At 71.7% G+C, this 23,996-nt stretch carries 22 protein-coding genes, 1 tRNA gene and 1 pseudogene; 7 read left to right on the top strand and 17 right to left on the bottom strand.

Features of this window, described 5'->3' with window-relative positions:
- From ACGFN2_RS33935 to ACGFN2_RS33925, 3 genes and pseudogenes are all read right to left on the bottom strand, one after another.
- A pseudogene (locus tag ACGFN2_RS33935) lies at positions 1-733 on the bottom strand (hypothetical protein); the annotation flags it as partial.
- 214 nt (positions 734-947) lie between these two features.
- Positions 948-1,457: an HAD domain-containing protein gene (locus ACGFN2_RS33930; protein WP_393366672.1), complete on the bottom strand. Its 510-nt coding sequence runs from the start codon at positions 1,455-1,457 to the stop codon at positions 948-950.
- 471 nt (positions 1,458-1,928) lie between these two features.
- A tRNA-Thr gene (locus ACGFN2_RS33925) sits at positions 1,929-2,002 on the bottom strand.
- 179 nt (positions 2,003-2,181) lie between these two features.
- Between ACGFN2_RS33925 and ACGFN2_RS33920 the strand changes: the two genes are divergently transcribed.
- The 3 genes from ACGFN2_RS33920 to ACGFN2_RS33910 all read left to right on the top strand — a co-directional run bounded on the left by ACGFN2_RS33920 (position 2,182) and on the right by ACGFN2_RS33910 (position 4,796).
- Positions 2,182-3,318 carry a sn-glycerol-3-phosphate ABC transporter ATP-binding protein UgpC gene (locus ACGFN2_RS33920; protein ID WP_362615211.1) on the top strand — a complete coding sequence of 379 codons (1,137 nt, stop codon included), beginning with the start codon at positions 2,182-2,184 and terminating at the stop codon, positions 3,316-3,318.
- Between the two features lie 302 nt (positions 3,319-3,620).
- A complete protein-coding gene (locus ACGFN2_RS33915) occupies positions 3,621-4,037 on the top strand; it encodes a hypothetical protein (protein ID WP_362609892.1) in 417 nt (138 codons plus the stop codon).
- Positions 4,038-4,067: 30 nt separating this feature from the next.
- Positions 4,068-4,796: a nucleotidyltransferase family protein gene (locus ACGFN2_RS33910; RefSeq protein ID WP_362609894.1), complete on the top strand. Its 729-nt coding sequence runs from the start codon at positions 4,068-4,070 to the stop codon at positions 4,794-4,796.
- A gap of 332 nt (positions 4,797-5,128) precedes the next feature.
- Here ACGFN2_RS33910 and ACGFN2_RS33905 read toward each other — a convergent pair whose 3' ends face one another.
- The 7 genes from ACGFN2_RS33905 to ACGFN2_RS33875 form a co-directional block, all read right to left on the bottom strand.
- Positions 5,129-6,757 carry a DoxX family membrane protein gene (locus ACGFN2_RS33905; RefSeq protein WP_362609896.1) on the bottom strand — a complete coding sequence of 543 codons (1,629 nt, stop codon included), beginning with the start codon at positions 6,755-6,757 and terminating at the stop codon, positions 5,129-5,131.
- A 155-nt stretch (positions 6,758-6,912) separates the two neighbouring features.
- Positions 6,913-7,869 (bottom strand): 23S rRNA (guanosine(2251)-2'-O)-methyltransferase RlmB, encoded by a 957-nt coding sequence (rlmB, locus tag ACGFN2_RS33900; protein WP_362609898.1) that lies wholly within the window; start codon positions 7,867-7,869, stop codon positions 6,913-6,915.
- A gap of 128 nt (positions 7,870-7,997) precedes the next feature.
- Positions 7,998-9,392 (bottom strand): cysteine--tRNA ligase, encoded by a 1,395-nt coding sequence (gene cysS / locus ACGFN2_RS33895; protein ID WP_393366668.1) that lies wholly within the window; start codon positions 9,390-9,392, stop codon positions 7,998-8,000.
- A gap of 122 nt (positions 9,393-9,514) precedes the next feature.
- Positions 9,515-9,919, bottom strand: coding sequence for a PPOX class F420-dependent oxidoreductase (locus ACGFN2_RS33890; RefSeq protein WP_362609901.1), 405 nt, complete (start codon positions 9,917-9,919; stop codon positions 9,515-9,517).
- A 141-nt stretch (positions 9,920-10,060) separates the two neighbouring features.
- Entirely contained in the window at positions 10,061-10,573 is a 513-nt protein-coding gene (gene ispF / locus ACGFN2_RS33885) for a 2-C-methyl-D-erythritol 2,4-cyclodiphosphate synthase (RefSeq protein ID WP_362609980.1), read from the bottom strand.
- The gene (gene ispD / locus ACGFN2_RS33880) at positions 10,566-11,312 is read right to left on the bottom strand and encodes a 2-C-methyl-D-erythritol 4-phosphate cytidylyltransferase (protein WP_362609904.1); all 747 of its coding nucleotides are present in this window, start codon (positions 11,310-11,312) and stop codon (positions 10,566-10,568) included. The genes ispF and ispD overlap by 8 nt, the downstream gene beginning before the upstream one ends.
- Before the next feature lie 454 nt (positions 11,313-11,766).
- On the bottom strand, positions 11,767-12,249 hold the full coding sequence (locus tag ACGFN2_RS33875; RefSeq protein ID WP_003953493.1) for a CarD family transcriptional regulator: 483 nt from the start codon (positions 12,247-12,249) through the stop codon (positions 11,767-11,769).
- A gap of 761 nt (positions 12,250-13,010) precedes the next feature.
- Here ACGFN2_RS33875 and ACGFN2_RS33870 point away from each other — a divergent pair.
- Positions 13,011-13,655, top strand: a complete 645-nt coding sequence (locus ACGFN2_RS33870; protein WP_362609906.1) for a DUF461 domain-containing protein — start codon at positions 13,011-13,013, stop codon at positions 13,653-13,655.
- A 121-nt stretch (positions 13,656-13,776) separates the two neighbouring features.
- Here ACGFN2_RS33870 and ACGFN2_RS33865 read toward each other — a convergent pair whose 3' ends face one another.
- Together ACGFN2_RS33865 and ACGFN2_RS33860 are read right to left on the bottom strand one after the other, a co-directional pair.
- Complete coding sequence (locus ACGFN2_RS33865; RefSeq protein ID WP_018089768.1) at positions 13,777-14,457, bottom strand: response regulator transcription factor; 681 nt, start codon at positions 14,455-14,457, stop codon at positions 13,777-13,779.
- Positions 14,454-15,776: an ATP-binding protein gene (locus tag ACGFN2_RS33860; RefSeq protein WP_362609909.1), complete on the bottom strand. Its 1,323-nt coding sequence runs from the start codon at positions 15,774-15,776 to the stop codon at positions 14,454-14,456. Before ACGFN2_RS33860 ends, ACGFN2_RS33865 begins: the two co-directional genes overlap by 4 nt.
- 536 nt (positions 15,777-16,312) lie before the next feature.
- On the opposite strand from ACGFN2_RS33860, the gene phoU reads away from it, so the two are divergent.
- A complete protein-coding gene (gene phoU / locus ACGFN2_RS33855) occupies positions 16,313-16,990 on the top strand; it encodes a phosphate signaling complex protein PhoU (RefSeq protein WP_168480876.1) in 678 nt (225 codons plus the stop codon).
- A gap of 406 nt (positions 16,991-17,396) precedes the next feature.
- On the opposite strand, the gene ACGFN2_RS33850 is transcribed toward phoU, so the two are convergent.
- Positions 17,397-17,645 (bottom strand): SCO4226 family nickel-binding protein, encoded by a 249-nt coding sequence (locus tag ACGFN2_RS33850; RefSeq protein WP_362609912.1) that lies wholly within the window; start codon positions 17,643-17,645, stop codon positions 17,397-17,399.
- A 199-nt stretch (positions 17,646-17,844) separates the two neighbouring features.
- Here ACGFN2_RS33850 and ACGFN2_RS33845 point away from each other — a divergent pair, with 199 nt between their 5' ends.
- Positions 17,845-18,609 (top strand): hypothetical protein, encoded by a 765-nt coding sequence (locus tag ACGFN2_RS33845; protein WP_393366663.1) that lies wholly within the window; start codon positions 17,845-17,847, stop codon positions 18,607-18,609.
- A gap of 59 nt (positions 18,610-18,668) precedes the next feature.
- Here ACGFN2_RS33845 and ACGFN2_RS33840 read toward each other — a convergent pair whose 3' ends face one another.
- Positions 18,669-19,316 carry a DUF4232 domain-containing protein gene (locus ACGFN2_RS33840; protein ID WP_393366661.1) on the bottom strand — a complete coding sequence of 216 codons (648 nt, stop codon included), beginning with the start codon at positions 19,314-19,316 and terminating at the stop codon, positions 18,669-18,671.
- Between the two features lie 258 nt (positions 19,317-19,574).
- Entirely contained in the window at positions 19,575-20,336 is a 762-nt protein-coding gene (locus tag ACGFN2_RS33835; RefSeq protein ID WP_362609919.1) for a phosphoglyceromutase, read from the bottom strand.
- A 255-nt stretch (positions 20,337-20,591) separates the two neighbouring features.
- Here ACGFN2_RS33835 and ACGFN2_RS33830 point away from each other — a divergent pair, with 255 nt between their 5' ends.
- Positions 20,592-21,941, top strand: a complete 1,350-nt coding sequence (locus ACGFN2_RS33830; protein ID WP_393366659.1) for an MDR family MFS transporter — start codon at positions 20,592-20,594, stop codon at positions 21,939-21,941.
- Between the two features lie 37 nt (positions 21,942-21,978).
- On the opposite strand, the gene ACGFN2_RS33825 is transcribed toward ACGFN2_RS33830, so the two are convergent.
- Both ACGFN2_RS33825 and mshA read right to left on the bottom strand, forming a co-directional pair.
- Positions 21,979-22,539, bottom strand: coding sequence for a YbjN domain-containing protein (locus tag ACGFN2_RS33825; protein ID WP_362609925.1), 561 nt, complete (start codon positions 22,537-22,539; stop codon positions 21,979-21,981).
- Positions 22,532-23,902, bottom strand: coding sequence for a D-inositol-3-phosphate glycosyltransferase (gene mshA / locus ACGFN2_RS33820; RefSeq protein WP_362609928.1), 1,371 nt, complete (start codon positions 23,900-23,902; stop codon positions 22,532-22,534). The genes ACGFN2_RS33825 and mshA overlap by 8 nt, the downstream gene beginning before the upstream one ends.
- Positions 23,903-23,996: the final 94 nt, after the last annotated feature.

Here is a 23,996-nt window from a genome sequence, read left to right as displayed (position 1 = left end):
ACCCCCGCTTCCGCGCCGTCGGCAGCAGATTGTCCTGCCCCAGCAGACACGGCGTACGCGCCCCCACCAGCTCCTTGCCGTAGTCGAACGGCAGCTCCTCGATATCGCTGAACCCGGTGTTCGTCCGCCACTTGGTGACGAAGTCCATGGCCTGGGATATCTCCGAGTCCCACTGCGCGGGCGTCCAGTGCGCGACGGAACCGGAGGCGGTACCGCAGAAGTGACCGTTGAAGTGGGTGCCTATCTCATGGCCCTCCAACCAGGCCGCACGCAGGTTCTTGAGCGTCACCCTGATGTGGTCGTCACTCAGGTACGGGATGTCGGAGGCACCAACCGGATTGTTCGGCGGACGGTACAGCCGCTTCTTCGACTCGGGCAGCAGATACAGCCCCGACAGAAAGAACGTCATCGACGCGTTGTGATCCCGCGCGAGCTTACGAAACCGCGGAAACAGCCCGTTGCCGACCTCGCCCGCCCCGTCCCACGAGAACACCACGAACTGCGGCGGCTTCTGCCCCCGCGCCAGCCGCTCGGGCTTGCCGGGCTGCTTCGGCTGCTTCCCCGTATACGCCGTCGACCCGTCCCCGATCGGCTTGCTCTTCCTCGTCTGCCCGGCCCCGGTCCCGACCTTGTCGGAGCCCGACGACCCGAGGCCCGAACACCCGGCAACGGAGAGCGCGGCCGCCGCTCCTACCCCGAGTCCACATATGCTCCGGCGGCTGAATTCACGCATAACGATCCTGATCGCATTCGCTCGAAGTTCCTGGTACGCGAGACGCCAGAAAAAGGGAAAGACCCACCGGCCCCACCCACACACAACGCCCTTGCTCACCAAGACCCTCACGGAGATCGCTAGCGCACCGGTAACGCCTCACTAACAGCACTCACCGCGCCGCCCCTCGGCTACGCCCCCAGCAAACAGCCGAAGCAACAACCGGTGGCCCTCTTCACCTCTGCCGCAGCCACCGGCCGATCTCGGCATAGTCGTCATCCGTCAGCCCACGGCGGGCATCAACTCGATGAAGCAGAGCACGTCCCGGGTGATGCGCGGCGACCCACGCCCGGTCGGCCTCAGTAACCTCGTCATCGACCCAGACGAACGACCGCCCCGCCGCCCACTCGACAAGAGCACGGGTCTTCCAGTGCAATCCGTCGCGTTCGTCCTGCACATCGGCCTCGCCCGGCTCCGGCCAGACCACCACGGCCAGCCGCGGAAGACCGATCAACGGAGCGATGCACTCGTTCGCGTCATCCATCCACGTAGTGGCCCAGACCACCTCACACGGAAGCGCAGCCAGCCTGGCCCCGTGCCCAGGATCAACCCTGCCCAACAGCGGATTCGCATCAACTGCACGACCGACCGCATAGGTCGGACACCCCTCCGCCCCCGCCCCGAACGGAATAAGCGGCCCGTCAACATCAAGAAACAACAGCGGAAGCCGCACAGAGCCAGTCACAGCAACAAGATTAACGACGCCCGCTCACAGAAAACCCGTTCCCCCACTGGCAATTGCTGATGTCATCGCCGGAAGAGTTCAGGATGCGGACACTCCTCCAACGACTGACCGAGACCATCGGCCCACCCCCACCAGACGTGCCCCTGCTCGCACCGCCACAGCCCCCGGCAGGCCCGCTCACCGTCGCCCTCACGCCGGCCGAGCACAAACCCACCCGACTTCAACGGACGACGGCACCCGGGACACACCGGCGGCAAGACAGCCGCCGCACCGCACGAGTCACCCCCCATCCCGGCACCGTACCCGCCCGTCACACGACCGGGACCGAAAGTGACCGGAGGCAAGCGGAACACCCACGACGACGCGACACCCTGCCCCCTCCGCTCACCGCGACCCACCGACGCCATCCCCCCAGACGCCAGAAGCCCCAGGCCGCCACCGGCCCAGGGCTTCGTCGCTCTTCGAACTCAGAGCCCCCTGTCGGATTCGAACCGACGACCTTCGCTTTACAAGAGCGGTGCTCTGGCCAGCTGAGCTAAGGAGGCGTGCGTGAAGCAGTGTACCCAGGTGCGTCGGATGCCGGTTCCCATTTCGTGACTGCAGGGCTGCTGACACCGGGGCGGGGCGCGGGTAGCGTCACGGAGAGTCCACATGTCAGTGGACCACATCACTCCTTTTACTCGGATCGTCCGGCACGTTCCTGCCGGTGAAGGGACTTTTCACCATGGCTACGGTCACGTATGACCAGGCAACCCGTATCTACCCGGGTTCCGACAAGCCCGCCGTCGACAAACTGGACATCGCCATCGAAGACGGCGAATTCCTTGTCCTGGTCGGCCCCTCCGGATGCGGCAAATCCACCTCGCTGCGGATGCTCGCGGGGCTGGAGGACGTCGACGGAGGCGCCATCCGCATCGGGGACCGCGATGTCACCCACCTTCCGCCCAAGGACCGGGACATCGCCATGGTGTTCCAGAACTACGCGCTGTATCCGCACATGACGGTCGCCGACAACATGGGCTTCGCGCTCAAGATCGCCGGCGTGCCGAAGGCCGAGATCCGGCAGAAGGTCGAGGACGCGGCCAAGATCCTGGACCTCACGGAGTACCTGTCCCGCAAGCCCAAGGCGCTGTCCGGCGGCCAGCGGCAGCGCGTCGCCATGGGCCGGGCGATCGTCCGGGAGCCGCAGGTCTTCCTGATGGACGAGCCGCTGTCCAACCTGGACGCCAAGCTGCGCGTCCAGACCCGTACGCAGATCGCGGGGCTCCAGCGCCGGCTCGGGATCACGACCGTCTACGTCACGCACGACCAGGTCGAGGCGATGACGATGGGCGACCGGGTCGCCGTGCTCAAGGACGGCCTGCTGCAGCAGATCGACTCGCCGCGGAGCATGTACGACCGGCCGGCGAACCTGTTCGTGGCGGGCTTCATCGGCTCGCCCGCGATGAACCTCGTCGAGGTGCCGATCACCGACGGCGGCGTGAAGTTCGGCAACAGCGTCGTCCCGGTCAACCGTGAGGCGCTGGCCTCCGCCGCCGACAAGGGCGACCGGACGGTGACCGTGGGTGTTCGCCCCGAGCACTTCGACATCGTCGAGCAGAACGGCGACGCCGCGAAGTCGCTGTCCAAGGAGGCCGCGGACGCCCCGGCCGGCCTGGCCGTCACGGTCAACGTCGTCGAGGAACTCGGCGCCGACGGCTATGTGTACGGCACCGCGGAGGTCGGCGGCGAGGTCAAGGATCTCGTCGTACGGGTCAACGGCCGCCAGGTCCCGGAGAAGGGCAGCCGGCTGCACGTCGTGCCGCGCCCGGGTGAGACGCATGTCTTCTCCACCTCGTCCGGGGAGCGCCTCACCGACTGAGGAGGAGCGAGGCGCACTTAGCGCCGGCCGTCGCGGCGGCGGTCCCGGGACGCCCGGGGCCGCCGCCGCGACGCTTCCCCCGGCCTCAAGTCCCGTGAGGCGACGCCGAGTCGTCTCCATGACGCCGCACCGCCCGCCCTACCCACGCACCCTCCACCCATGACGCGAAGCGGGAGTCAGTGGGACATAACCCGACTTTCCACACCAGTGCGTCAACATCACAACCGCACCGACGAGCCATTGCGTCCCCCGATGAGGTGACCAAATGTCGCCAAATCATCACTCCTCGCTACGATCTCGACGTGAACTCCGCAGCCCGCCGCATCGGCAGAACTTTCGCCCTCGTCCTTCCCGTCGTCCTGGTGCTGTCCGGGACCCTCGCGGTCACCCGCGTCCCGTGGGCATCGACGGCCACCGACTCCCAGGTGCTGACCGCGTCCTCCGGGACGGCCACCACCAAGACCGCCGCCCGCGCCCCCGAGGAGGTGCTGCGCAAGCGCCTCCTGATCGAACTCCAGGAGAAGGACCCGGGTGTCGCCCTGACCCACCTCCAGGAGGCGACCACCAAGCGCCCCTCACTGGCCAAGCACTGCGTCTCCATCGCCCGTGACCTCGGCCGTGCCGCGGTCGCCAAGTACGGCGCCGCACACCGCGCCCAGGCCTTCTCCCGCCCGGTCTGCGACACCTCCTTCGCCACCGGCGTCGCCGGCGCCCAGTGAGCCCCGTTCGCACCGCATAGGGTGCGATCCATGACAGGTGCCCAGCATCCATATCCCACGCAGGCCGTGGTCCTGGCCGGCGGCCAGGGCTCACGTCTCCGCCCATACACCGACGACCGCCCCAAGCCGATGGTCGAGATTCCCGGCACCGGGACCCCGATCATCGGCCACCAGCTGAACTGGCTGGCCGAGGAAGGCGTCACCGACGCGGTCATCTCCTGCGGGCACCTCGCCGGCGTACTCCAGGACTGGCTGGACCGCTCCACCCTCCCGCTGCGCGTCACGACTGTCGTCGAGACCGAGCCGCTCGGCCGCGGCGGCGGGCTCAAGTACGCGGCCGGCTCACTGCCCCGCCCCGACGAGCCCTGGTACGCCACCAACGGCGACATCTGGACCCGCTTCCCGCTCCGCGAGATGGCCGCCTTCCACCACGAGCGCGACGCCGAGGCCACCCTCGCGCTGGCCCGCCCGCACATCCCCTGGGGCGCCGTGGAGACCGACGCGTTCGGCCATGTGCTGGACTTCATCGAGTCCCCGCCCTCGCCGTACCTCATCAACGCCGGCGTCTACGTCTTCTCCGCCGCCTTCACGGAGCTGCTCCCCGACCGCGGCGACCACGAGCGCACCACCTTCCCGCGCCTCGCCCGCGCACGCCGACTGGCCGGCTTCCCGCTCCCCCAGGGCGCCTACTGGCGCGCCATCGACACCGCCAAGGACCTCACCGAGGCCGCCAAGGAGCTGAGCGCCCAAGGGCGTTGAGCGGTCACCGGGGGCGCGGCGCGGCATCGTACGCCCGCTAGCGCGGAAGGCCCGGGAGCGGAGAGACCGGGACCCCGGGGGACCGGGAAGCCCAGTACGCCGGCCATCCCTCCCTCTCCCCGCTACGTCCTCTCACCCGCCGCACCGCCCCGGCCGTCCCCACCGCACCCGCAGCCGCCCGGCATCCGCTCCTCGGGCCTGCAGCCGGGCACGCCCCAGCTCTCCTCCCCCAAAAAACAACAGCCCCCGACCGCTCCCCTCCCCACAACAGCCGGTGCAGAAGAGCTGTGTGGGGAGGGTGGGGCGGTCGGGGACGGGGGGTGGGGCGGCGGTCAGCCGAGGAGGCCGCCCAGGGTGTTGCTGCCGCGGCCGGAGTCGCCTCCGGAGTCGCTGCTGCTGCCGCTGCTTCCGGTGGTGCCGCCGCCGGTGCCGCCGGCCGAGGGCGGTACCCGGCTCGGCAGCGGGGCCCGTCGGGTCGGCACGGTCTGCTGCGGTGCGCTGGTGGTCGCGCCGGGCTGCTCGGCGAGGCCGCTGCTGCTGCCCGTCGACCGTCCGGCGCCGGGGGTGGAGGCGGACGGGGTGCCGGGCTTGCGGGCCTTGTGGGAGGCGCCCGCGGTGGGCTTGCCGGGACGCGGGGCGGCGCTGCCGGTGTGCCGGTGGCCGGGCTTGGCGGTGCGCTTGCCGGGGCGGGGCAGCGGGGAGCCGGGCAGGTTGTTGATCGCGGGCTCACCGGGGCGGGGAACGGTCGCGACCGTCGCGGAGCGTACGGCGCCGCCGAGCAGCGAGCCGATGATCAGCGTCAGCCCGGCCACCATCGCGGTCATCACGGCGCCGCGGCGCAGCACCCGGCGCCGCAGGTCGGCCACCTCGACGCGGGGGCCGAGACGCCGCCAGGCCTCGCCGGCCAGCCGTCCGTCCACGGAGTAGACGGGGGCGCCCGCGATGATCAGCGGGCTCCAGGCGGCGAGGTAGATGATGTCGGGGGCGTCGTAGGCGGGGACCGTGCGCCAGGTGACGGTCATCAGCAGCGCCGCGGACAGCAGCGCGCCGATCGACGCGGCGACCCGCTGCCACAATCCGCAGATGGTCAGCACGCCGACGACGACCTGGAGGAAGGCGACGGTCAGTCCGGCGCCGACCGGGTGCGAGACGGCGAAGTCGCGCAGCGGCACCGCCAGCTCCCAGGGGTCGAGCGACTGCAGCCACTTGACCATCGAGCCCCGCTCACCGCCGTCGAAGTAGACGGGGTCGCAGAGCTTGCCCATACCGGCGTAGACGGAGATCAGGCCGAGGAAGATGCGCAGCGGCAGCAGGACGACGCCGAGGTTCATTCGGCGGCCGGGGTAGTACGCGTGCCGCACGGTGTCGGCACCGCGCCGCCTGCCGCTCGGGTCGTAGGGGTCCCGGGCCTCGAAGGGGTCGTCGTCGTAGCCGTCGTCGAGCGGCTCGTGGCCGCCGTACGAGGTGTTCCGGTGGGTGTCGCCGTACGCGCTGCCCACCGGGCGTACGCCGCGCAGCAGCTTGCTGTCGTCGGTGGGGCCGCGCTGGCCGATCACGGTCTGGGCGGGGGGCGCGTCGCCGAGGCGGACCCGGGGCAGGACCTGGGTCGTGCCGACGTCCTCGCCCGGGCCGCCGTCGAGGCCGATGCCCGCGTCGCGCACCGCGTGCAGGAGCTGGGTGGTGGCGCCGGCCGTGCCGCCCGGGGCGGTGCGGCCGCTCCACACCACGGGCGCCCGGCGTCTGGCACCGGCGGCCGAGCCCCGGACGGCGGGGATGTGCGCGGTGTCGGCCATGGCGCGGGCCGCCGTGGGCGTGGCGAGCTGTACGCGAAAGCTGGCGTGGTTGACGATGACCTGCGCGGGATCGCACGGCACCTTGACCGAGCTCAGGCCCGGCTCGTCATCGAAACCCGGCGAGCGTCCCCCCGTAGGCGTGCGGGGTGTTCTGGTGTCCACGCTCATCTAACCGAGTGACTCGCGTATAAGACACTGCCTTGACCGGGTCGATCTGTCCGAGACCCGTCAAAAGATCACGGGATACGGCGAAGACGTACGCAGGGTCAGGCCTTGCCCCGGGGTGGCACGGCGATGTGCCGGCCGCCCCGGGGCAGCGGGGCTCAGGCGCGGCGGCGGGCCGCCTCCCACAGGACGACACCGGCCGCGACACCGGCGTTCAGCGACTCCGCGCCGCCCGGCATCGGGATGCGGACCCGGACGTCGCAGGTCTCGCCGACCAGCCGCGACAGGCCCTTGCCCTCGCTGCCGACGACGATCACGACCGGGCCGTCCAGCGCCTCGACGTCCTGCAGCTCCAGCTCGCCGTCCGCGGCCAGGCCGACCACCGTCAGACCGGCCTTCTGGTACGACTCCAGGGTCCGGGTCAGGTTGGTGGCGCGGGCGACCGGCGTACGGGCCGCGGTGCCGGCCGAGGTCTTCCAGGCACCGGCCGTCATCCCGGCCGCCCGGCGCTCCGGCACGACCACGCCGTGGCCGCCGAAGGCACACACGGAGCGGACCACGGCGCCGAGGTTGCGCGGGTCGGTGACGCCGTCGAGCGCGACGATCAGCGGGTCGTCGCCGTTGTCGAAGGCCGCCGCGGCCAGGTCCTCGGGGTGCGCGTAGTCGTACGGCGGGACCTGGAGGACCATGCCCTGGTGGTTGAGACCGTTGGTCATCCGGTCCAGCTCGGGGCGCGGCGCCTCCATCAGATGGATGTCGCCGCGCTCCGAGGCGACCTGGAGTGCGGCGCGCACCCGCTCGTCGGTGTCGATGAACTGCTGGACGTAGAGGGTCGTCGCGGGCACGCCGTCGCGCAGCGCCTCGAAGACCGGGTTACGGCCGACGACCAGCTCGGCCGTGCCCTTGGCGCCGCCGCGGCGCGGAGCCGGGCGGCGCGAGGCGGCCTGCTTCGCCTTGGCGTTGGCAAGGCGGTTCTTGACGTGTCCCTTGCGTTCGGAGGCGGGCGGGGTCGGGCCCTTGCCCTCCAGGCTCCGGCGCCGCTTGCCGCCGCTGCCGACCTGCGCGCCCTTCTTGTTGGACGTGCGGCGGTTCCTGCGCTGGCTGTTGCCGGCCATGGGTCACCTGTTTCTTCACTGCTCTCGACGTCTCGCGACGTGGAGTGGGTACGTACGTATGGAATGAGTGTCGCCCGCGGCCACCGGGACGGTCGAATCCGGGTGGCCGGCGGCGAGCGGGACGGGGGTCAGGACAGCGACCAGCGCGGGCCCGACGGGGTGTCCTCGATGGCGAGTCCGGACTGCTGGAGCTGGTCGCGGATGGCGTCGGCGGTGGCGTAGTCCTTGCGGGCGCGGGCGGCCTGGCGCTGCTCCAGGACCAGGCGGACCAGGGAGTCGACCACGCCGTGGAGGTCCTCGCCGCGGTCCGTGCCGCCGCCGGACCAGCGCTCGTCGAGCGGGTCCAGGCCGAGCACGCCGAGCATCGCCCGCAGCTCCGCCAGCCGGGCCACCGCCGCTTCCTTGTCGTCGGCGGTCAGTGCGGAGTTGCCCTGGCGGACGGTGGTGTGCACGATCGCCAGCGCCTGCGGGACGCCCAGATCGTCGTCCATGGCCTCGGCGAAGGCCGGCGGGACCTCGGCCGCCGGCTCGACGACCCCGGCCTTCTCGACGACCCGCTGGACGAAGCCCTCGATCCGCGCGAACGCGGACTCGGCCTCGCGCAGCGCCTCCTCGCTGTACTCGATCATCGAGCGGTAGTGCGGGGTGCCCAGGTAGTAGCGCAGCACGATCGGACGCCAGCGCTTGACCATCTCCGAGACCAGCACGGAGTTGCCCAGCGACTTGGACATCTTCTCGCCGCTCATGGTCACCCAGGCGTTGTGCGACCAGTAGCGGGCGAAGTCGTCGCCGAAGGCCTTGGCCTGCGCGATCTCGTTCTCGTGGTGCGGGAAGACGAGGTCGACGCCGCCGCCGTGGATGTCGAAGACGGTGCCCAGGTACTTGTGGGCCATCGCCGAGCACTCCAGGTGCCAGCCGGGGCGGCCGCGGCCCCAGGGGGTCTCCCAGCTGGGCTCGCCCTCCCTGGCCGCCTTCCACATCGCGAAGTCGCGCGGGTCCCGCTTGCCGGTCTCACCCTCGCCCTCCGGCTGGCGGAGGTTGTCCAACTCCTGGTTGGACAGCTGGAGATACTCCGGGAAGGACCGCACGTCGAAGTAGACGTTGCCGTCGGCGGCGTAGGCGTGGCCGCGCTCGATCAGGCCGCGCATCATCTCGATCATCTCGGGGATGTGGCCGGTGGCGCGCGGCTCGTAGGTGGGACGCAGGCAGCCGAGGGAGTCGTAGGCCGTGTTGAAGGCGACCTCGTTCTCGTAGCCGATCGACCACCAGGGGCGGTCCTGCTCCTCCGCCTTCTTGATGATCTTGTCGTCGATGTCCGTGACATTGCGCACGAACGTCACGTCGTAGCCGCGGTGCTCGAACCAGCGGCGCATGATGTCGAAGTTCAGTCCCGACCTGATGTGCCCGATGTGCGGGGCGGCCTGCACGGTCGCGCCACACAGGTAGATCGAGACGCAGCCCGGCACGAGCGGGGTGAAGTCGCGAATCTGCCGGGCGCTGGTGTCGTACAGGCGAATCGTCACGGAACCAGGGTAGTCGGAACGAGGCAGTGCCCCGCGACCCATTGGGCCACGGGGAAACAGATCTGCCACAACCGTCCGGTTGGCCGGAAGTGTCGCTCCCTCCGGGCGGGCCCGGGGCCAGGTCAGATGCTGCCGACCACCTTGCGCGGGGTGATCCGTACCACGACCCGCTCGGCGTCGTCGGCCGACGCCGGATTGAACTCCGCGTACGGCTTGCCGGTGTACTTCTGCGACAGCTCGTCGATCAGCTCCTGGCCGCCCGCGGTGCTGAGCGAGGCAGCGCCGCGGACCTCGGCGTAGGTGTACGGCGCGTCGAAGGGCTGGACGAGGACGGAGACCCGGGGGTCGCGGCGGAGGTTCTTCTCCTTGCGGCGGCCGACGGTCGTCGAGAACAGCAGGTCCTCGCCGTCGCGCTTCACCCAGACCGGGGAGGCCTGGGGGCTGCCGTCGGGCTGGACGGTCGTCACGGTCACGAAGACCGGGGTGTCCAGGAGCTGCTTGAGGTCGTCGGACAGGGTGGCGGTCACAAGGGGTCCCTTCCTGCGGGCCGTTCCGAGAACACGAGTACTCCGATGGTCCCCCCAACACCCGTGCGGCGCCCGGCATTCCCGCGCCATACGGGGCAATGCCGGGCGCCGCGTCCGCCGCTCCGGGCTCTGCGGTACCGGTCAGGCCGTACGGAAGACGATCGCCGTGGCGACCGCGGCCAGGCCCTCGGCGCGGCCCGTCAGGCCCAGCCCGTCCGAGGTCGTGCCGGAGACCGAGACCGGCGCCCCGACGGCCGCCGATAGCGCCTTCTGGGCCTCGTCGCGGCGCTTGCCGACCTTCGGGCGGACGCCGATGACCTGCACCGCGACATTGCCGATGGTGAAGCCCTCGGCCCGCACGATCCGCGCGGCCTCGGCCAGCAGCGTCACCCCGGACGCGCCGGACCACTCGGGGCGGCCGGTGCCGAAGTGCGCGCCCAGGTCGCCGACGCCGGCCGCCGAGAACAGCGCGTCACAGGCGGCATGGGCGGCCACATCGCCGTCGCTGTGGCCGGCCAGGCCGTAGCCGTCGCTCTCCTCGGCGTCCCAGAGCAGACCGGCGCACCACAGTTCCCGGCCCTGCTCGAAGGCGTGCACATCGGTGCCGATACCGACGAGCGGGAGCACGGGGGCGGTGGGGAACGGTTCAGACATAGCCATCGGTGGCCCTCCTGCGGGCGAGTACGGCCTCGGCCAGGACCAGGTCCAGCGGCCGGGTCACCTTGAACGCTTCCTCGTGGCCCGGGACGACCACGACCGGCGATCCGAGCCGTTCGACCAGCCCGGCGTCGTCGGTGGCACCCTCGCCCTCGACGACGGTGTCGTGCGCCTTGCGCAGGGTCGCCAGGTCGAAGCCCTGCGGGGTCTGCACGGCGCGCAGCAGGGCCCGCTCCGGGGTGCCGACCACCGGCTCGGGGGTGCCCTGCGGCTGCGGATCGACCTGCTTGACGGTGTCGGCCAGCGGCAGCGCCGGGACGACGGCGGGCGCACCGGCGCGGACGGCGGCGATCACCGTGTCGACCGTGTCGACCGGGACCAGCGGCCGCGCGGCGTCGTGCACCAGCACGACGTCGATGGTGTCCGGAAGCGCCGCCAGACCGAGCTGTACGGACTCCTGGCGGGTCGCGCCGCCGGGAACGACCCGCAGGTCGGTGCGCTCGGGCAGCGGATGCTCGTCGAGCAGGCGGCTGACCTCGGCGGCGCCGTCGGGCGGGGCGACCACCACGATCACGGAGACCGCGCGGGAGGCGGCCATCGCGCGGACGGCGTGCACCAGCATCGGGGTGCCGCCCAGGGTGCGCAGCGCTTTGGGGGTGCCGGGACCGAGCCGGACGCCGCGCCCGGCGGCGGGAATCACCGCGGCGGTGCGGATCGGACGGGAAGGATCTGACATCGATGGCTCCGGAGTCCGGGCCGGGCCCGGAATTGACGCAGACAGGTTTGTTTCCTCGGGCGAGGTGGGTATGGCCTGGGCGTGCCCCCTACGGGGGGAGTGCCGGGCGCGACGCCTTGACCGGACCCTTCCGTGACAGCGGTCGAGACAGCTGCCCGGGCCCGGCACGTCACAGGGGGGCGGCGGTTCTCGCCAACACCGTCCGGCCCCCCGTGCATCCGTCGCAGCACCCGCAGATATGCCGCAGCGCCCGGCAACGGACCGCTCCCCTCGGGGAGTCGATCGTCACTCGGGCACCGCGGCATTGCTACGTCGTCGCCGTGTTGGATCTCAGGCGTTGGAACCTAGTCATCGGATCTCACCGCGTGGGTCTCGCTGGGTTCGATCCCACGGCATGCGATCCCGGTGGGCTGGATGTGTCCCACGCCGGACAGCGCCAACGCTCCGGCGTCGTTCAGGACGCGAGTACCTCGTCGAGCAGGGCCTCGGCCTTGTCCTCGTTGGTGTTCTCCGCGAGGGCGAGTTCGCTGACCAGGATCTGTCGCGCCTTCGCGAGCATGCGCTTCTCACCGGCGGAAAGTCCGCGCTCACGCTCACGCCGCCACAGGTCACGGACTACTTCGGCGACCTTGATCACATCGCCGGAAGCGAGCTTCTCAAGATTTGCCTTGTAGCGACGGGACCAGTTCGTCGGCTCTTCGGCATACGGTGCACGAAGCACCTCGAAGACCCGGTCCAGCCCGTCCTGACCAACCACGTCGCGTACGCCGACGAACTCCGCATTGTCCGCTGGCACACGAACAGTCAAGTCGCCCTGGGCGACCTTCAGCACCAAGTAGGTCTTGTCCACGCCTTTGATCTGGCGAGTTTCGATGGCCTCGATCAGCGCGGCCCCGTGATGGGGATAGACCACGGTGTCGCCAACCTTGAACGTCATGTGACAGGTACCCCTTCCGTGGCTATCCATGCTAACACGGGAACGGACCGTTCTGAATGGCGTTTTCGCAGGTCAGGGCATATCTCGGGGCTTGACAACAGTGACCGGAACGTGCTGCGAGGGGGCTTGTGAAGCGGGTATTCGCAGGTCGGAGGGGCTGCACGGGTGAGCGGAAACGTGCCCGCCACACACCGGGAACGTGGCGGCCGACAGGCCGAACGTCCCGTTTTGCACAGATCCACCCGAGCGAGTTCCGCTACTCCGTTCGGCTGCTCACGGGCCTCTCGGGACCGTTTCTCGAATTGATCACGAACCGGCGGACGAACCGCGTGATCAATTCCGCGGGCCCTTCACATTCCCTGCGAATACTGCTTTTCCCAGGAAGGAAACCGGCCGCCCGTCACCCGAACGGCCCCATGCCGAAAATTCCTGCCCGTTCTTGAGGAACGTTCTCGCAGTCCGGTTCTCGGAGGTCGCCGGTTCTCGGGACTCCCGGGGGCCGCCCGGCCGGCTTTCCGTCCGGGCGGCCGGAAGGGGCCGTGGAACGGCCTCCGGAGGGCGCCGGCGGGCCGCTGATCACGCTGGGGGCGGGTCGGGTGCGGCGGCGTGCGGGCGGCTCGGTAACCTAGCGGCGCTGACACACCCTTAGGGCGGCCTTACGCACCCGTCGTACGACGCGTACGGAGCGCCGCCCCAGCCGTCCATCCGCGACCGGGCACGAACGTTCGGCCGCCGTAGCTCGTCAAGGAGATGCCGCCGCCGTGAGCCGCAGCCTTCGACGCGGCGTCCTCGCCGCCACCGTCCTTTCGCTCTCGATCGCCACGCTGTCCGCGTGCGGGGCCGGGAACGACGCCCAGACGCTGGAGGTCAAGCCGGACAACGCCGCGACCTCCGTGGGCGACATCAAGATTCAGAACGCCAACGTGATCACCCAGCCCGAGGTGGACGCCAAGGGTCCGGCCGTGGTCGCCGCGACGGTGTTCAACAGTGGCGCCGAGGACCAGAAGCTGACCGCGATCTCCGTCGACGGCACCGGCCAGACGGCCAAGCTCGCGCGGGCGAACCACGGCGCCGGCGCGATCACCGTGCCCGCCGGCGGCTCCGTCGTGATCGGCGGCAAGGGCAACCCCTCGGCCGTCCTCGCGAGCGGCCGGGAGGCCGTCCAGGACGGCAACGCGCAGCCGCTGACCTTCAAGTTCAGCTCCACCGGCCAGGTGCGGATCAACGCCTTCGTCGTCCCGGCGAAGAGCTACTTCCAGGGCTACGGGCCCTCGCAGGTGCCGTCGCCGTCCGGCTCGCCGTCGGCGTCCGGTTCCGCCAAGCCCTCGGAGTCGGGCAAGCCCTCGGGGTCGGCGTCCCCGTCCGGGTCCGGCGAGCCGTCCGAGGCGGAGGGCGCCGGTCACTGAGCCGGCCTCCCAGCACGCGTCAGGGGCGCCCCTCCGGGATCGGAGGGGCGCCCCTGACGCGTACGGGCCCGGGCGCGCACGACGCCGCGCCGCTGAGCGGCTCAGCGGTGCACGGCGCGGTTTACGGCTCGAACTTGTAGCCCAGGCCGCGGACCGTGACGAGGTAGCGCGGTGCGCCCGGGTCGGGCTCGATCTTGGCGCGCAGCCGCTTGACGTGCACATCCAGGGTCTTGGTGTCGCCCACGTAGTCGGCGCCCCAGACCCGGTCGATGAGCTGCATACGGGTCAGCACACGGCCGGCGTTGCGCAGCAGCATCTCCAGGAGGTCGAACTCCTTCAGCGGCAGGTCGACCTTGCCGCCGGCGACCGTGACGACATGGCGGTCCACGTCCATCCGGACCGGGCCGGCCTCCAGGGCCTGCGGGGCCACCTCCTCCGGCTCGCCGCGGCGGCGCAGCACGGCGCGGATGCGGGCGACCAGTTCACGGGAGGAGAAGGGCTTGGTGACGTAGTCGTCGGCTCCTATCTCCAGGCCGACGACCTTGTCGATCTCGCTGTCCTTGGCGGTCACCATGATGACCGGGACGTTGGAGCGGCCGCGCAGCTGGCGGCAGACCTCGGTGCCGGGCAGACCGGGCAGCATCAGGTCCAGCAGCACGAGATCGGCGCCGTTGCGCTCGAACTCGTCCAGTCCGTCAGGGCCCGTAGCCGCGATGGCGACCTCGAAGCCCTCCTTGCGAAGCATGTACGACAGTGCGTCGCTGAACGATTCCTCGTCCTCGACGACAAGCACTCGGGTCACGGAAGGACCTCCGGGGCTGGGTGAGCAGGGAGCGGATCGTTGAAGGTCTCGTACGGGCGGTCCTCGTCGTCGAGGCCCTCCGCGGAGGGGTCGGCGGGCCGTTCGCGGTCGCGTACGGACCCGGCTTCCGGGAGACGCAGGGTGAAGGTGGAGCCTTGTCCCTCGGCGCTCCACACCGTGACCTCCCCGCCGTGCGAGGCGGCCACGTGCTTGACGATGGCGAGGCCGAGGCCGGTCCCGCCGGTGGCACGCGAGCGTGCCGGGTCCACGCGGTAGAACCGCTCGAAGATGCGGTCCCGGTCCTTCTCGGATATCCCGATGCCCTGGTCGGTCACCGCGATCTCGATCAGGTCGCCGCCGGGTGCGGACACCCGGCGTCCTGCGATCCCGACGCGGGTGCGCGCCGGGGAGTAGTTGACGGCGTTCTCGACGAGGTTGCCCAGGGCCGCGGCGAGCTGTCCGCGGTTGCCCCAGATCCGCAGGTCGGCGGGGTCGCCGGTGCGGCGCCCGGCGGCTGCCCTGGCGGCCGCCCCCTCGGGTCCGCCGATCGCGCTGGCCATGGTGATCTGCTTCGCGCCCGCCTGCTGGCGGCAGCGGTCCATGGCCTCGGCGACCAGCTCGTCGACCCCGACCGGCTCGGCGTCCTCCAGCGGGTCGTCGTTCTGCACCCGGGAGAGGTCGATCAGCTCCTGGACGAGGCTGGTCAGGCGGGTGGCCTCGTTCTGCATGCGGCCGGCGAAGCGCTCGACGGCCTCGGGGTCGTCGCTGGCGTCCATCACGGCCTCGGAGAGCAGCGACAGGGCGCCGACCGGCGTCTTGAGCTCATGGCTGACGTTGGCGACGAAGTCGCGGCGGACCGCCTCTATGCGGCGGGCCTCGGTGAGGTCCTCGACCAGCAGCAGGACGAGCCGGGAGCCGAGCGGGGCGACTCTGGCGGAGACCGCGAGGGCCTCGCCGCGGCCGGTTCCGCGACGCGGGAGGTCCAGTTCGACCTGGCGTATCTCGCCGTCCCTGCGGGTGTCGCGGGCCATCTGCATCATCGGCTCGACGGCGAGCTTGCCGCCGCGGACCAGCCCGAGGGCGTAGGCGGCGGAGCTGGCCTTGACGACGGCGTCGGCCTCGTCGAGCACCACGGCGGAGGAGCGGAGCACGGACAGCACGGTGTCGACGCCGGGCGGCAGGACGGCGTCGGTGTGCAGCGAGCTGCGGGTGGGCTTGGCCTGGTCGCGCTCGCTCCAGCGGAACGCCAGCATGGCGAAGACGCCGGTGCACAGTCCGGCGATCGCTGCCACTGCGGCGACGGCCGCGTCCACGTTCATGACTCCAGGTTATGCGCCGGGTCGGACACTTCCCCAGCCGTGCGAGGCCCCGCACGAACAGCCGTCGCCCAGAGTTCACCGTGGCGTCCGCGCGGGTTCACTCCGGAGGCCGGTCCGGCACGTGCGGCCGCCCGCCGGACGCCCCTAGGGAAACCGGCGCGCACGGCCCGCCGCTCCGGCGCACGGCCAGGTGAACCGCCCGGCCGCCCTCGGGGCAGCGGTCGCGTCGCCCAGAATTCACCTTCACGTCGGTGCCGGTTCACCCCCGGTGGCACCGCAGGTCGCGCGGTGCCCGCAGGGTGAGGGTGCGGGTGCCGGAGCGGTCCCGCACCGGCGCGCGACCGGACACCCTGAGCGACTGCGGACGGCCGGCCCTCCGGAACCCGGCACCGCGGCGTACGGGCTCCGCGGAGCCTCCGTCCGGGACACCGGCCGCGCGGGCACCGGCCGTGAGAGCGTGGGCACAGGTCACCCTGCACCCCGTTCCACCTCCCACCCCACGCCACACCACCACATCGAAGCGAGAGAAGGTCAAGATGCGGGACGCGTACCACGAGGAGCTGGATTCGATCGGCGAGGGCCTGGTCGAGATGGCCCGGCTCGTCGGCTCCGCGATCGGGCGCGCCACCACGGCGATACTCGACGCGGACCTCAAGCTGGCCGAGAACGTCATCGCCGCCGACGAGAAGGTCGACGACCTCCAGCGCGACCTGGAGGCCCGTGCGATCGCCCTGCTGGCGCGGCAGCAGCCGGTCGCCACCGACCTGCGGATCGTCGTCACCTCGCTGCGGATGAGCGCCGACCTGGAGCGCTCCGGCGACCTGGCCCAGCACGTGGCCAAGCTGGCCCGGCTGCGCTTCCCGGAGACGGCCGTGCCGCAGGACCTGCACGCCACCATCCTGGAGATGGGGCAGCTGGCGCAGCGCCTCATGGCCAAGGCGGCCGAGGTCATCATCACCAAGGACGTCGACCTCGCGCTCCAGCTGGAGCAGGACGACGACGCGATGGACATGCTGCACCGCACCCTCTTCCAGCACCTGATGGACGACCGCTGGAAGCACGGCATCGAGACGGCCGTGGACGTGACCCTGCTGGGCCGCTACTACGAGCGCTTCGCCGACCACGCGGTGTCCGTCGCCAAGCGGGTCGTCTACCTGGTCACCGGCGAGCACGCCGACGAGATCGCCCCGCCGACGGCGGTGGAGGGCGCGTAACGGCGTCGGCGAGCGGAGGGCACGAGTCCGCCCCCTGAGCCACCGTGCGCCGTTGACGTGTGCTTCCGCGCGCCGTTGACGCGCCTCGCCACCCGGGCTTGCAATGGGCGGCAGGTGACCCCTAGGAGGCAATGCATGGCACCCATGGCGGACTCCCCCAACCCCGCGGCCCAGGACGCCCCGACGGCTGTCGAACGCCCGCGGCTCCCTGTGCTCGGCGCCTGCGGCTGCGGCTCCGGCTGCAGCTGCGGCTGCCAGGCCGGCGGACCGTGCCAATGCGGCGGCGGCTGCTAGCGACCCCGACGGCACAGCGCCACGGCGGCCCCGGCCGGACGGTTCTCCGGCCGGGGCCGCCGCCCTGTGCCTGAGCTACGGGTCTCCCCGTAAGGGCCGGCTCGCGGCCCGGTCACATCATGAGCGCGAGCGGATGGATCTCGTCCGCCTTGTGGCCCGCGCGCTCGTGGATGCGCTGCACCGCTCCGGCCGACGGCGCCTCCGACAGACAGAACACGTCCCCGGACTCGGTGTCGGCCCAGGCGTGCTCGAAGGTCACGCCCTCCTCGCTCTGAATGGCGAGGTCGGCCTGGTGCGCCGCGTTGAACTCGTCGGCCGTGAGGCCCTTCATACCGTGGTGGATGTCCATGAACTTGGGCATCGGGCTCATCCTTCCGGTTGCAGACGATCAGTGCCCCCGGCGCTCCCCGCGCCCCTCCCTCCATGCTGCATCCGGACGCCGCGGGCTTCGCCCCCACGGCTCCGCTCCCGGCGCCCGGCCGCACCCGGCCGGATGCGACCCTTGCAGCCGAACTCCCCGGGGCCGGCTCCCCGGGCGCCCGACGGGAGTGTGGAGATCCATGATCCGTACGGCCTTCGCCGAACCGCGCCCCCTCCTCGTACGGGCCCGCTCCGAGCCCTCCCCCCTCTACGCGCCGCCCGGCCCCGCCGCGTATCCCGGAAACGAAGCCCGCGCCGAGGCCTTCACCGACGGCGTGCCCCTGGACGACGCCGCCCTGGCCCTGCCGGACGACCTGATCGCCACGCTCCGCTCCTGGTCGCTCTCCCGCCCGCCGGACGGCTTCGGCTCCCGCGCCGGCCTGCGCGGGCACGCCGCCCAGGGCCTGGCGGCGGCGCAGCGGCTGGCCCGGCACCTCGGCCCGTCGTGGGCGGTGTGCCACTGGGACGAGCGCCACCGGACGACGGCCTGGGTGTGCTGGGGCTGCCCAAGCCTCCACCGGGAGCGCGACAGTCATGGCACGCCTCCGCACCCGGTGGACCTCGTCGTCGAGGGCGAGTTCCGGTTCGGCCCGCTGCGTTCCGACGGCTTCGGGGACTTCTTCCCCGACGACCCGGCAGCCGCCCTGGACCTGTCCGACGCCCTCGTCGCCGCCTTCCATGCCTGGGCGGAGGAGATCGACGCCACCCTGAACCTGGACCTGCGCGACCGGGTGGCGGGCAGGTACGACGCCACCTGGCAACGCCTCTTCCACGAGGGCCGCGCCCTGGCCGGCCGGCTCGCGCACGAGCTCGGCCCCGCCCGGACGGTGACCTACAAGGGCCTGGCGAACGGCGGCCTGGACGCGATCACGTGTGTGGTGTGGCAGGGGGGCCAGGAGACATAGGGGCGGGGACGCGCCCGTGCGGCGCGTCCCCGGCTGAGGCGTCACTTCCCGGCGGACCGTCAGAAGTCGTACGGCTTCGTGGTGCTCCAGTTCAGCACGTCGGCCTCGTTCCAGCTGAACTGCTGCTTTCCGCCCTTGAGGGCGACGGAGTAGGAGGGGCCGTCCTGACCCTCCGCGCCGCGCAGCGCGAGGGCGAACGACTGCGCCGTGTGGTGCTTCGAGCCGTAGTCGAAGAGGTTCACCGCGCTGTACGCCGTGCCGCCGGGCTGGAGCGTGATGCGCTTGCCGGTGCCCGTCTTGTCCTTCTTGGAGTGCGGCAGCACGGTGCCGGCGTCGCCGAGCTTCACGGCCGGGTAGGAGGTGACCCAGCAGGGCTTGCTGCCCTTGTTGGACGCGGTGACGAGCAGGTGGTCGCCCTGCTGCCCGGCGAACCGGTGCACCGCGGTGAGCAGCATCTCGTCGCCGCGGCACTGCTGGGCGCCGGCCGTCGTGCCCTTGCTCCCGGCCTCCGTACCGCCCGAGGCGGTCGTCGAGCGCGTGCCCTCCTTGCCGTCCCCGCTGGACATGGCCCGGCTCTGCGCGGTGGCGGCGTCGTCGCCGCCCGCCGCCTTCGAGTCGCCGTCGGCGCCGCCACAGGCGGTCAGGCCCAGCGCCAGCGCGGCGGTGACGGCGGCCAGGGTGGCGGTACGAATCCGGGAAGTGCGCATGATCAGGTCCCCCTGTGGTCCGTGCGGGAGTCCTCTTCGGCCGTTCCCGCGGTGTGGACACCACTCTTCCCGGCGCCGCTGACGTTCCGGAAACGCCTCACTCACGTCCCGCAAACGCACCGCACGAACGGGCGGGGGTGAGCTGCGGGCGGCCTGGTTCCGCACCGTGGGCCTGGGTCCCGAGCCCTCCCCCGCACAGCATCGAGCCCCCCCCGCCCGCCGGAGAATCCGCGGGCAGGGGGCTCGGGAGCGTCGGGCCTACTTCTTCTTGCCCTGGTTCTTCACGGCCTCGATGGCGGCCTTGGCGGCCTCGGGGTCGAGGTAGGTGCCGCCGGGGTTGACCGGGCGGAAGTCGGCGTCCAGCTCGTAGGCGAGCGGGATGCCGGTGGGGATGTTCAGGCCGGCGATGTCCTCGTCGGAGACGCCGTCGAGGTGCTTGACCAGGGCGCGCAGGCTGTTGCCGTGGGCGGCGACCAGGACGGTGCGGCCGGCGAGGAGGTCCGGGACGATGCCGTCGTACCAGTACGGCAGCATGCGGACGACGACGTCCTTGAGGCACTCGGTCCGCGGGCGCAGCTCCGGCGGGATCGACGCGTAGCGCGGGTCGTCCGACTGGGAGAACTCGGTGCCGTCCTCCAGGGCGGGCGGCGGGGTGTCGTACGAGCGGCGCCAGAGCATGAACTGCTCCTCGCCGAACTCGGCCAGCGTCTGCGCCTTGTCCTTGCCCTGCAGCGCGCCGTAGTGGCGCTCGTTCAGCCGCCAGCTGCGGTGGACCGGGACCCAGTGCCGGTCGGCGGACTCCAGGGCCAGCTGCGCGGTGCGGATGGCGCGCTTCTGGAGGGAGGTGTGCACTACGTCGGGGAGCAGGCCGGCGTCCTTGAGCAGCTCTCCGCCGCGGACTGCCTCCTTCTCGCCCTTCTCGTTCAGATTGACGTCCACCCAGCCGGTGAACAGGTTCTTCGCGTTCCACTCGCTCTCGCCGTGGCGGAGGAGGATCAGCTTGTACGGTGCGTCGGCCATGGCGTCGAGCGTAATCGACATCCGGAATCACCCCTCCGCGGGTCCAGGAGCTGGGCATCCCGCCGGCGTTTGACGTGTCCCGTCAATTGGGTGGCGGCTAAAGCCGGGCTCTCAGTAGCGTGCGGAATCGGTCCACACCACTTACGCGCCTAGCCTTTCCGCGCCCGTCCTTCCATCACACGGCGCGGCCGCCCGCCCGTATCCCTGCCACCGCCACACCGCCGCACCACCACGCCACTCGACGGGGGAACTGTCATGTCCGCATCCACTTCCGGGCCCGCTTCCGGACCCTCCGGACCCACCCGGCGGTCCGGTCTCCGGCGGGCCGCCGTGGAGAGCGTCTCCGGCCTCCCCCGGCAGTTCTGGTGGCTGTGGACCAGCACCCTGATCAACCGGCTGGGCGCCTTCGTCGCCACCTTCCTCGCCCTCTACCTGACCGTCGAGCGCGGCTACTCGGCCTCGTACGCGGGGCTGGTGGCCGCGCTGCACGGGCTGGGCGGGGTGATCTCGTCCGTGGGCGCCGGGGTGATGGCCGACCGGCTCGGGCGGCGGCCCACCATGCTGATCGCGCAGCTGTCGACGGCGGCGTCCGTGGCGCTGCTCGGCTTCATGACGGACCCGGTCGCCATCGCGCTGGTCGCGGGCCTGGTCGGGATGGCGAGCAACGCCTCCCGCCCCGCCGTCCAGGCGATGATGGCGGACATCGTCGCCCCGAAGGACCGGGTCCGCGCCTTCTCGCTCAACTACTGGGCGATCAACCTCGGCTTCGCCATCTCCTCCACCGCCGCCGGACTCATCGCCGAGCACGGCTATCTGGCCCTCTTCCTCGGCGAGGCCGCGCTCGTGCTCGCCTGTGCGCTGGTCGTCTACCGGAAGCTGCCGGAATCGCGCCCCACCACGAACGCGCAGGGCGGGGCGGACGGCGGCGCCGGCGGCCCGGCCCCCGCGCCGGTCTCCATGCGGACCGTCCTGCACGACGGCCGGTTCATGACCGTCGTCGGCCTCAACCTGCTGCTCGCGCTGCTCTTCCAGCAGGCCTATGTCTCGATGCCCGTGGCGATGGGTCAGGACGGCTTCTCCAGCACCGACTTCGGCCTGGTCATCGGGTTGAACGGCGTGCTCGTCGTGCTGCTCCAGATCCCGGTGACGCGTTTCATCGAACACCGCAGCCCAGCCCTGCTGCTCATCGGCTCCGCCCTGCTCGCGGGTTACGGCTTCGGGCTGACCGCGCTCGCCGGTTCGGTCGCCATGTACGCGGTCGCCGTCACCGTCTGGACCCTCGGCGAGATCATCAACTCGCCCACCCAGATGGGCCTGGTGGTACGGCTGTCCCCGCTGCACGGCCGCGGCCGCTACCAGGGCATGTACGCGCTGTCCTGGTCCGTCGCCTCCCTGACGGCCCCTCTGCTCGGCGGCGTGGTGATCGACCACTACGGCGCCGATGCGTTGTGGGGCGGCTGCGCGGTCGTGGGCACGGTGGCGGCGGTGGGGTACGGGGTGCTGCTGCGGGGGCTGTCGGGGCGGCCGGGGGCAGGGGCGGTGGCCCGGGGGACAGCGGACGCGGGGGCGTCGGCGGGGGCCGGGGCGAGCGAGCCGGTGGCGTGAGGCCCGGCGCCGGGCGCGGCGCGCGCTCCCCGTACCGCTAAGCCGAAGGCCGCCGCGTCAGATGCGCGAAGGCGTCCAGATTGCGGGTGGATTCGCCGCGGGACACGCGCCAGGCGTACTCCTTGCGGATGGCCGTGGCGAAGCCCATCTCCAGCAGGGTGTTGAAGCTGCCGTCGGCGTTCTCCAGGACCGTGCCGAGGATGCGGTCGAGTTCGTCGGGGGTGACGGCGGCCAGCGGGAGCTTGCCCACGAGGTAGATGTCGCCGAGCTTGTCGATGGCGTAACCGACGCCGTAGAGGCGGGTGTTGCGTTCGAGGAGCCAGCGGTGCACGGCCTCGTGGTTCTCGTCGGGGCGGCGGACCACGAAGGCGTTCACGGAGAGGGAGTGCCGGCCGACGATGAGCGAGCAGGTCGTGGAGAGCTTGCGGGTGCCGGGGAGCTTGATGACGTAGCTGCCGTCGGAGGGGGACTCCCATTCGAGGCCGGCGTCCTTCAGCGTCTCCTCGATGACGGTCCGCGCGGCCGCCCCCGGGGGCACGGCCGCCCCGGCCTGCCCCGTCGTCCCGCTCACACCGTGCTCCTCGCCCGTGTCACCCATGGAGCGATCGTAGGTGACGGCGGTGTTCCTGCATGGCGGCGGTGTAGACGTCGCCGGTCGCCGCGGCGGCGGTGTCCCAGCCGAAGGACTGGGCGTGGCGGGCGGCGTCGGTGCCCATCCGGGCGGGCAGGCCGGGGTCCGCGACGAAGCGGGTGAGCGCGCGGGCGTAGTCGGCCGGGTCGTGGCCGCTGACGAGGAAGCCGCTGACGCCGTCGCGCACCGCCACCGGCAGCCCGCCGACCGCGGCCGCGACGACCGGGGTGCCGCAGGCCTGGGCCTCGATGGCGACCAGTCCGAAGGACTCGCTGTACGAGGGCATGACCAGCACGGAGGCGGCGCGGTACCAGTCGGCGAGCTGTTCCTGGCCGACCGGCGGGTGGAACTGCACCAGGTCCGCGATGCCGAGCCGGGCGGCCAGCTTCTGCAGGCCCTCCGGCTTGGCCAGTCCGCTGCCGCTGGGCCCGCCGACCACGGGCACCACCAGGCGGGAGCGCAGCGAGGGGTCCCCGTCCACCAGGGCGGCGGCCGCGCGCAGCAGGATGTCGGGGGCCTTCAGCGGCTGTATGCGGCCGGCGAAGAGCGGGATGACCGCGTCCTGCGGCAGACCGAGGCGGGCGCGGGCGGCGGCCCGGCTCGCGGCGACATCGCCGCCGGACGGGCGGAAGCGGTCGAGGTTGACGCCGGGGTGCACCACCGCGATCTTGCCCGGCTCGGCCTCGTAATGCCGGGCCAGCTCGCCGGCCTCTTCGGCGGTGTTGGCTATCAGCCGGTCCGCGGCCCGGACGATCTGGGTCTCGCCGATCACGCGCGCGGCCGGCTCGGGGGTGTCCCCCACGGCCAGCGCGGCGTTCTTGACCTTGGCCATGGTGTGCATGGCGTGCACCAGCGGGACGCCCCAGCGTTCGCCGGCCAGCCAGCCGACGTGGCCGGAGAGCCAGTAGTGGGAGTGCACCAGGTCGTAGTAGCCGGGGCGGTGGCCGGCCCAGGCCTGCATCACGCCGTGGGTGAAGGCGCACAGCTGGGCGGGCAGCTCCTCCTTCGCCAGGCCCTCGTACGGACCGGCGTCCACATGCCGTACGAGGACGCCGGGGGCCAGCTCGACGGCGGGCGGGAGGGTGCCCGTGGTGGCGCGGGTGAAGATCTCCACCTCGATGTTGAGCGAGGCGAGCTTCCTGGCCAGCTCGACGATGTAGACGTTCATGCCGCCGGCGTCGCCGGTGCCGGGCTGGTGCAGCGGGGAGGTGTGCACGCTGAGCATCGCCACCCGGCGCGGGCGGCGGGCGCTGCCGGGCAGCCGCAGCCGGGCCTGGCCCGGGAACTGGCCATGGGGACGACTGCGGAGCCGGGACACGTATTGGCTCACGTCGGGCTACCTCCTAGGCGGGGCGGGCGGCGCGCCTCCGACCCCGTCCAACAAAAGACCCCGGCCATCCATTTCCGTCCGGCGCACACTCCGC

The organism is Streptomyces sp. NPDC048612 (genome assembly GCF_043199295.1).
Lineage (GTDB): Bacteria > Actinomycetota > Actinomycetes > Streptomycetales > Streptomycetaceae > Streptomyces.
Note: the sequence above shows the minus strand (reverse complement) of the source record. Positions and strands in the feature narration are given on the sequence as shown.